The organism is Moorena sp. SIO3I8 (genome assembly GCF_010692325.1).
Taxonomy (GTDB): Bacteria; Cyanobacteriota; Cyanobacteriia; order Cyanobacteriales; family Coleofasciculaceae; genus Moorena.
In genome coordinates this window covers 1-1993 of record NZ_JAAHHW010000302.1, presented here as the reverse complement: position 1 = coordinate 1993, position 1993 = coordinate 1, and the positions used below count along the sequence as shown (strand labels likewise).

The following is a 1993-nucleotide window of genomic DNA, read 5'->3' as shown; positions in this document are numbered from 1 at the left end:
GAATAGGGAGTAGGGAGTAGGGAATAGGGAGTAGGGAGTAGGGAACAGGGAATAGGGAGCAGGGAACAGGGAATAGGGAATAGGGAATAGGGAAAAATTCTGTTTACCTCAGGTGCGACTTGTGGCGAATTAAATTCGCCAAGGTCAAGGGCATCTAATAGTTAGGAAAAACGCTGTAAGAGAATAAACGTTATTCCTACAGTCACTAACTAATCGCCTCCGAATGGGTCAAGCGAACCTAATAGTTATGAAAAACGCTGTATAGCAATTTTCATGACGAGTAAGCGAAATTGCTGATTTTTTTAAGGCAAAAGGCAAAAGGCATGCATGCTAGAGCGATGCATTCCTGCTCCGTTGGCGTTTGGCCGTAGGCCACGCTAGGCTAACGCGCAGGGTTGGGCAAAGCCCTAAAGCGTGGCCTACGGCCTTAGTCCCTACTCCCTACTCCCTTTTTTTTATTTGATAGCGTTCAAATAAATATAGTGTTTTCCATACTTATGAGATATATTCAAGTTTGTTACCCCGACTCCTGACTCTTGACTCCCTACTCCCTACTCCCTAAAATTCAGTAATTTTTACCTCCAATAATTTATAAATTAAAGATATATTAATACCATCAATAATAATAGTTAGTTAAAAAAAACTTTAAAATTAAATAAATACAAAAATGAAATTATTCCTGATGTTATATTCAAGGTTAGTAGAAGTGATACGAGAACTAAATCGAGTTGATTATTGATCAGCTAATAAGAGAAAAACTCTTGCTAGAGTCACTAACTAATTGGCTCCGAGTTATTAACAGGTTTTGAGTGCATCTTACGTTAATTCCTGCATCATTTTTCTGGGAGTACGCTACACCACACCTATATTATTCAAACGTTACGGACTGACACTCAACTTCAGAGTCAGCTTAAGGCATGATTCACATTTCCAAGCTTGCAACCTACAGTTTTTCGGTGTTAACTCCCTGGTTTATTGGGGGTCAAGCTCCAGCAACTGCGGCAGTCGCTCATGGGGGAAACCCCCAAGACCGCGCTGCCTATAATTCATACTCTAACTACAAGGATTTAGGAACCTCTGTTTCTACTGTTAATCCTACTGTTAAGAGTCCATCGGTAAAGGTACTGCTGGGAGCAACTCCTGTGGGGCTCAGTACTACTAACCGTGAGATTAAAACTAGTCCAGAACCAGTTCACCACCTCGGTGCCATCTCTAAGGTCGCTACTCCAGTGTTAGGAGCTGCTGGTAATCACGTTAATTATCCAGTTAACTATCCAGTTAACTATCCAGTTAACTCAGTTCCCAAGGTAACCACTGAAACTGGTATAACTCCAGGAAGATTAACCTCTACTAAAAACGGTTTTTCTAGTTCATGGTTAGGGTCTACTTCAGCCTTGACTGGAAATTCTAGAACCAGTGGTACTCAGGTTACTCCAGGCTATGGATCATCCTATACATCGTATCAGCCAGTATCGAGCACACTAGTGTCTCAATCTAGTGACGGTAGTGACGCTAGTGACACCACTGACTCCTCTGAATCTCCAAACCCTTCTCCAATTCCGCAATCAATTCAAGAGAAACTTCGCGAGTACAGAGAAAAACTAGAGTCTTACCAAGTAGCGGCTGAGTTAGAAAAGCTCCCTTCAGTTTCTCCGGGGTTTAGCCTTTCCAATCCCTCCGGATTTGGGGCTGACAAGTACAACGGTTTTGTAGGGTTTAGTTTTCAATCTCGTACGCGCTATAGCGGTGGTAGCGGTGGTTTGCTCGGAGGTGGTATGGATGGAACCTTAGGATTTGGCTTTGGTCTTGGGGATGCGACCGACTCAGTGGGAGTACAGTTGTCCTATACAGTGGCTAGTTTTGGTACATTTTGTTGAATGGTTAGGTATCCGCTATTGCTAGCTTCTTTTGCCACAAACAGCGGTACCCCCTGAAATGGCTTTTTTTCTTGACCATTTTGGTTCCAGATCGCTTGTGCCTGCTTTAACTGCTC

Annotated in this window: 1 protein-coding gene; it reads left to right on the top strand. The window is 43.0% G+C overall.

The window, feature by feature from the left end; all coding sequences use genetic code 11:
• Window positions 1-917: 917 nt before the first annotated feature.
• A complete protein-coding gene (locus tag F6K51_RS36425; RefSeq protein ID WP_293030828.1) occupies window positions 918-1877 on the top strand; it encodes a hypothetical protein in 960 nt (319 codons plus the stop codon).
• Window positions 1878-1993: the final 116 nt, after the last annotated feature.

Bases quoted from the DNA above. Each gene is read 5' to 3' on its own strand.
- F6K51_RS36425 (WP_293030828.1), top strand. From the start codon at position 918: ATGATTCACATTTCCAAGCTTGCAACCTACAGTTTTTCGGTGTTAACT.